Origin of the sequence: Desulfovibrio sp. 1188_IL3213 (assembly GCF_036763145.1) — a bacterium.
GTDB lineage: Bacteria > Desulfobacterota > Desulfovibrionia > Desulfovibrionales > Desulfovibrionaceae > Desulfovibrio.
In genome coordinates this window covers 1-5,569 of the sequence record NZ_JBAIYR010000131.1, presented here as the reverse complement: position 1 = coordinate 5,569, position 5,569 = coordinate 1, and the positions used below count along the sequence as shown (strand labels likewise).

Genomic DNA, 5,569 nt, shown 5'->3' with positions numbered 1-5,569 from the left:
GAACGCAGCACAGGGAGCGGTTACGGAAGCGACAGCAACTCCCCCTCCGGCGAGCACTGCGGTGCAGTCCGCCACGCAGCCGGACCGGCCGCTCACCTACGGGCCGGACAGCAAGGCTCAGTTCCGCTATGGAAAAAAGCACAACAAATATTTTTCCAACCTGGGCCGGGAGCTTGCCAACGCCATCATCATACCGGTTGAAACGCCGCTCGGGACCTATTATCCTACTGTACGGCTGACGGTGGACCCCTCTACCGGAGCCATCCAGGATTTCGCTTTTCTTGAAAAAAGCGGTGACAAGTATCTTGATTCGTTCGTGCGCCGGGGTATCAAGAAGGCAGGCAGCATTCCGCCGCCACCCGCAGATATCGGCACAACGCTGGACATAACTCTTACACTGGTGCGCCGCTAGCGTGCCGACCCAACAAGGACTGCTGACGCCATGAAAAAACTGCTTCTTCTCCTGGCCCTGGGGCTTTGGCTGGCTCTGGGAAGCGGAGCACAGGCCGCCATGCGCGTGGATATCTACGGTCCGGGCCAGAACATCGTCAATCTGGCCCTGGCCGCTCCTCTCAAAGGCCCGCAGGTGCAAGCCACGGGCATGGGCGCTGACCTGCAAAAAATTGTTCAGGAAAACCTGGGCTTCCTTCCTTTCATGCGCCTGACGGACCCCAAGGCTGTGCTCGGCGGCGTGGTGCTGGCCGGTTATGAACCGCCCAGCCTGGACTTCAAGCGCTTTCAGCTTGCCGGTTCCGACATTGTGGTAACCACATTCTGGCCCGAAGGCGACAGCGGCACGCGCCCCGTGCAGATCCGCGCCTTTGAAACCAATACCGGCGGCCGGCTGTTCGGCAAGGAATACCCCAAGGTCAACGCCCGCGACCTGCCCGAAGTGGCTGACCGCTTCTGCGCCGACCTGCTTGAAGCCCTGACGGGCAACGGGGCCTTTTTCCGCTCCACGCTCGCCTTTATCAAAAAGAACGGCAAAATGGACTCCAACGTCTGGCTGGTCAAGCCCACCGGGCGTGACCTGCGCCAGATCACCAACATGCCCGGCGAAGCCATGTCGCCCGCATGGTCACCGGACGGACGCTTTGTGGTCTTCACCCAGATAGACCCCAAATCCCATGCCCTCGGCGTGTGGGACCGCTCCACCGGCAAGGTGCAGCGCATCCGCTTTCCCGGCAACGTGGTCATAGGCCCCGCCTTTATGCCTGACAACAAGGTGGCTGTGGCCCTTTCCAACGGCAAGTATCCCGTCATCTTCCAGCTCAACCACGTATTCCAGAAAGAACGGGTGCTTGAGCAGAACGATTCCATCAATGTGTCGCCCACCTTTGACAGCACCGGCACCAAGATGGCCTTTACCTCGTCCCGCCTGGGCGGCCCGCAGATATTCCTCAAGGATCTGAGCAGCGGGTCCATTACCCGCGTGAGCAAAAACGGCACGTACAACTCCGAGGCCAACCTGTCGCCCGACGGCACGCTTGTGGTTTACAGCCGTATGACGGAATACGGCCACCGCATTTTTGTGCAGGACATGCTGACCGGCACGGAACGCCAGATCAGCTTTGGCCCCGGCAGCGACGAACAGCCCTCTTTCTGCGCGGACAGCTACTTTATCGCCTTCACCTCCTCACGCGGAGGCGGACGCGGCATTTACCTGACCACGCGGCATGGCGGCGACGCCAAAAGAGTGCCCACAGGCGGCGGAGACTCTTCTTTTCCCCGCTGGGGCATGCCCGGACAACAAAAATAATAAATTCAGCATATTGAATTTTGAAAAAACATTTTTTACCCGGTTTGCCGTTTTTTTCGAGCCAGCCGGGTAAAAAATATTTTACGAAAGTGCGCCTAACCCCCCGCACACTCCTTGACAAAAATTACGGTGCGGATACCATCTGTTATGCAAGGGCAATGCGCCCTTATGTGTGCAGAAAGGAAAGGTATTAATTTCTTGGAGAATGAGCTGTTCAGGAGGACACAATGAAACGCTACGCTCTTATTCTCGCTTTGGTCATGGCTCTGGCTGCCGGTTTTGGTTGCGCAAAGAAAACCACCGGCGAACCTGGCTATGATGATGGCATGACCCCTGAAATGCGCGCTGCCGTCCAGCAGATCACTGATGGCCGCGTGTACTTCGCCTTTGACAAATTCAACATTGAAAACCAGTACAAAGAAATGCTGAAGCAGAAGGGCGACCTTCTGAAGCAGTACCCCGCCATCCGCGTTCGCATCGAAGGCAACTGCGACGATCGCGGCACCCAGGAATACAACCTCGCCCTTGGCGAGCGCCGCGCCCGCGCTGCGTATGAGTACCTGGTCATGATGGGCGTGAACCCCAACCAGCTTGAAATGATCAGCTACGGCAAGGAAAATCCCGCCGTGCAGGGTAACAACGAAGCCGCTTGGGCCAAGAACCGCCGCGACGACTTCCGCGTTATCGGCCACTAGACCTCGGTCTGTGCGACGAATGCAAGGCCACCCGCAAGGGTGGCCTTTTTTTATCCCCTTTTTGCAGGCATCCTTGCTAGAGCAGATTAGCTTTGAAAATGTACATTCTCAAAGTTTAAGACACGCTCGCTTCGGCGTTTAACAGCGCAAATAAATAGCTCTGCTGTCTTCATCCGTAACTTCCTTTGTCGTAACGGCTGAAGCTGCGCTTACGCCTTCGCGGCGGGCGTCTGCTCGCGCAGTCGCCAGAGCAATTTCAAAGTGAAATTGCTCTAAACCGCCTTGGCCGCCCGGCAGGCTGCCCCGCCGGAGCACACCTGTGCCTGAGCCGTTGCCGCAGCGCTTGCGGCTGGTGCGGTTTCGCCCTGCACTTTCGCTCTTGCAAACAGCAGGAAGCGCAGGCACATGTTGAGAATGGGTGTTTTTAAAGATACAATGCCGCCGTGCCTGAAGTTTACATCGGCCAGGCGCACCTTGCCGCGGCGAAGGCGCTTTCCCCCGCAACCGTAGGTTTTTTCTGCCTCCATACGTTGTTGCCGCACCTGACACAGGGTCTTGCGAAGGCCAGAAGCACAGGCTACACTGCGCATAAGCGAGGATATTCCCATGAAGATTGTCATTCTGGACGGCGGGGTGCTCAACCCCGGCGATGTGGATTGGGGACCTGTCACTGCTTTGGGCGATGTGACCATATATGACGAAACCAGCAAGGATCAGCTGGCCGAGCGCGTCAAAGGCGCGGATGTGCTGCTGACCAATAAAACGCCCCTTCGCAAGGAAGACCTGCCCGCTCTTGAAAGCGTCCGCATGGTGGGGGTGCTGGCAACCGGCTATAATATCATTGACACCGAAGCATTGGCCCGGCGGGGCATACCTGTATGCAATGTGGTGGCCTATGGCGTAAGCGATGTGGCCCAGCATGCCATGGCCATGCTGCTTGAGCTGTGCCGCCACACCAGCCTGCACACCCGCAGTGTTAAAAATGGCGACTGGCAAAAATCAAAACAGTGGTGCTACTGGAAAATCCCTCCGGTCTGCCTTGAGGGCATGACCATGGGCCTTATCGGCTTTGGCTCCATTGGGCGCCGCATGGGTGAACTGGCGCACGCCTTCGGCATGAATGTTCTTGCCCAGTGCCGTACCCCAAAAAATCCGCCCACTTACAGCCCCTTCGCCTTTGCCGCGCTGGAACACCTTATCTGCGCTTCGGACGTCATCTCGTTGCACTGCCCCCTGACCAAGGACACGCAGCACATCATCAACGCCAAAACCCTGTCCAACATGCGCAGGGGCGCCATTCTGCTCAATACCTCCCGTGGCCCGCTGGTTGATGAGGCTGCTGTGGCGGCTGCCCTTGAAAGCGGCCAATTGGGCGGCCTCGGCACAGACGTGCTTTCCGAAGAACCGCCAAGTGCCGATAATCCCCTGCTTTCCGCTCCCAACACGCTTATCACCCCGCACATTGCCTGGGCCACTACCAGGGCAAGGCAGAATATCATTGATCTTACGGCCGAAAATATCCGCCGCTGGCAGGCTGGCACGCCTGTCAACGTTGTCAACGGGGTGAGCAGCGTCTAGCCATGCGTATCGACATCCATACCCACGCCTTTCACCCCAAAATAGCGCACAAGGCAGTGGAGCACCTCAACGAGCATTACAGCGTTGCCTGTGCGGGCAACGGCACTATCACCAACCTGCTGGAAAATGAGCGCAGGGCCGGCATCGACATGTGCGTGGTCTTGTGCGCGGCCACAGCCCCCGCGCAGGTCATTCCGGCCAACAACTACGCCATCAGCCTGCAGCGGGCGCATCCGGACAATGTGATCGCCTTCGGCACGGTTCACCCCGGCTACGCCCAGTGGGAGGCAGAGCTTGACCGTCTCGAAGCCGCGGGTATACGAGGCATCAAGCTGCACCCGGACTTTCAGGGCTTCTGGCTCAACGATCCGCGTCTTTTACCCATTTTTGAGGCTGCGCAAGGACGCTTTGTTTTTGAAATGCACATCGGGGACAAAACCTCCCCTGAAAAAAATCCCTCCTGCCCGTACAAGCTGGCAGCCATTGTGGACGCCTTTCCGCGCCTTCAGGTTATCGCCGCCCACTTTGGCGGCTACCGCATGTGGGCTCATGCACTCAAGGCTCTTACGGGCAAGGAACGCCCCAACCTGTGGTTTGACAGCTCAAGCACCACGCCTTTTGCCACGCCCATGCTTGTAAAAACCCTGCTGACCGCCTATCCCGCCGACCGAATACTTTTTGGCACGGATTGGCCGCTGTATGATCCACTGGATGAAAAACGCAGGCTTCAGGAAAAAGGCGGCCTGAGCGACAGCATGCTGGAGCGGCTCATGAGCAACGCCACGGCCATACCCGGCCTGCTGACCGCCAAGACCGGACGGATGGCGCAAGCCGTGGGGCATTGACAGCCGCCCCCTTTCCAAGTAAAGCATTTGCCAAGCCGGACGGCGGCAGCACTGCCAACTCCGTCAGGTCCGAAAGGAAGCAGCGGCAGCAGAAGTTGCCGGGTGTCCGGCCCACAAAAACCGCAACGGAATCCCCGTTGCGGTTTTTGTGTTTTTGCGGCCGTGCGCTCCGCCAAGGCCGCCGGCTTGTCGCCCCCCATGCCATATGTACAGGGCGGTCCCACCTGTTTCATGCGACATACAGCGCGGCGATCTTTCGCCAGGGGCAGTGGGAAAAAGGAAAGCCCGCCTTAGACAGTGTCGCCACGAGCGCCTTTCCCGATATCTCTACGTGGAACTTCGCCTTTTATTCCGGTCGAGTACCATAAGAGTACACTCCCTGCATAAAAGGCTCGTTCTCCTTGATATACCAAGGAAATTCATCTCGTGACGACACAGTCTAGAGCAAATTAACTTTGAGAATGTACATTCTCAAAGCTTAAGACACGCTCGCTTCGATGCTTAACCACGCAAATAAATTGCGCTTGCAGGTAGTGTCCAGAATTTTTCGCACATTTTGTAGCTGCCATGTGGTGTCAGGTCTGGCGCTGTCTTGAAGCTGGCGCGTGCTTTGCGAGCGGGACGCTAAGTGGCGATCCCGCGCTGCAATGCCCGTGACGGCATGGGGCTATGCCGATACTTCTTGATTCATA

General features: G+C 57.7%; 6 protein-coding genes and 1 other RNA gene. 6 read left to right on the top strand and 1 reads right to left on the bottom strand.

The genetic code is table 11. The annotated features are described in order from the left end of the window. The 3 genes from V6C16_RS07060 to pal form a co-directional block, all read left to right on the top strand. Window positions 1-412 (top strand): TonB C-terminal domain-containing protein (locus tag V6C16_RS07060; RefSeq protein ID WP_333542943.1); only part of this gene is annotated, 412 nt, incomplete at its 5' end. A gap of 30 nt (window positions 413-442) precedes the next feature. Further along, the gene (locus V6C16_RS07055) at window positions 443-1,759 is read left to right on the top strand and encodes a translocation protein TolB (protein WP_333535909.1); all 1,317 of its coding nucleotides are present in this window, start codon (window positions 443-445) and stop codon (window positions 1,757-1,759) included. Window positions 1,760-1,986: 227 nt separating this feature from the next. After that, complete coding sequence (pal, locus tag V6C16_RS07050) at window positions 1,987-2,454, top strand: peptidoglycan-associated lipoprotein Pal (RefSeq protein WP_333535910.1); 468 nt, start codon at window positions 1,987-1,989, stop codon at window positions 2,452-2,454. Between the two features lie 272 nt (window positions 2,455-2,726). On the opposite strand, the gene V6C16_RS07045 is transcribed toward pal, so the two are convergent. Beyond that, a complete protein-coding gene (locus tag V6C16_RS07045) occupies window positions 2,727-3,062 on the bottom strand; it encodes a hypothetical protein (protein WP_333535911.1) in 336 nt (111 codons plus the stop codon). Here V6C16_RS07045 and V6C16_RS07040 point away from each other — a divergent pair. From V6C16_RS07040 to ffs, 3 genes are all read left to right on the top strand, one after another. After that, window positions 3,061-4,032, top strand: a complete 972-nt coding sequence (locus V6C16_RS07040; protein ID WP_333535912.1) for a D-2-hydroxyacid dehydrogenase — start codon at window positions 3,061-3,063, stop codon at window positions 4,030-4,032. The two genes, V6C16_RS07045 and V6C16_RS07040, sit on opposite strands and share 2 nt — an antisense overlap. A 2-nt stretch (window positions 4,033-4,034) precedes the next feature. Continuing rightward, window positions 4,035-4,877: an amidohydrolase family protein gene (locus V6C16_RS07035; protein WP_333535914.1), complete on the top strand. Its 843-nt coding sequence runs from the start codon at window positions 4,035-4,037 to the stop codon at window positions 4,875-4,877. A gap of 31 nt (window positions 4,878-4,908) precedes the next feature. Continuing rightward, an RNA gene (gene ffs / locus V6C16_RS07030) (signal recognition particle sRNA small type) lies at window positions 4,909-4,994 on the top strand. Window positions 4,995-5,569 lie beyond the last annotated feature (575 nt).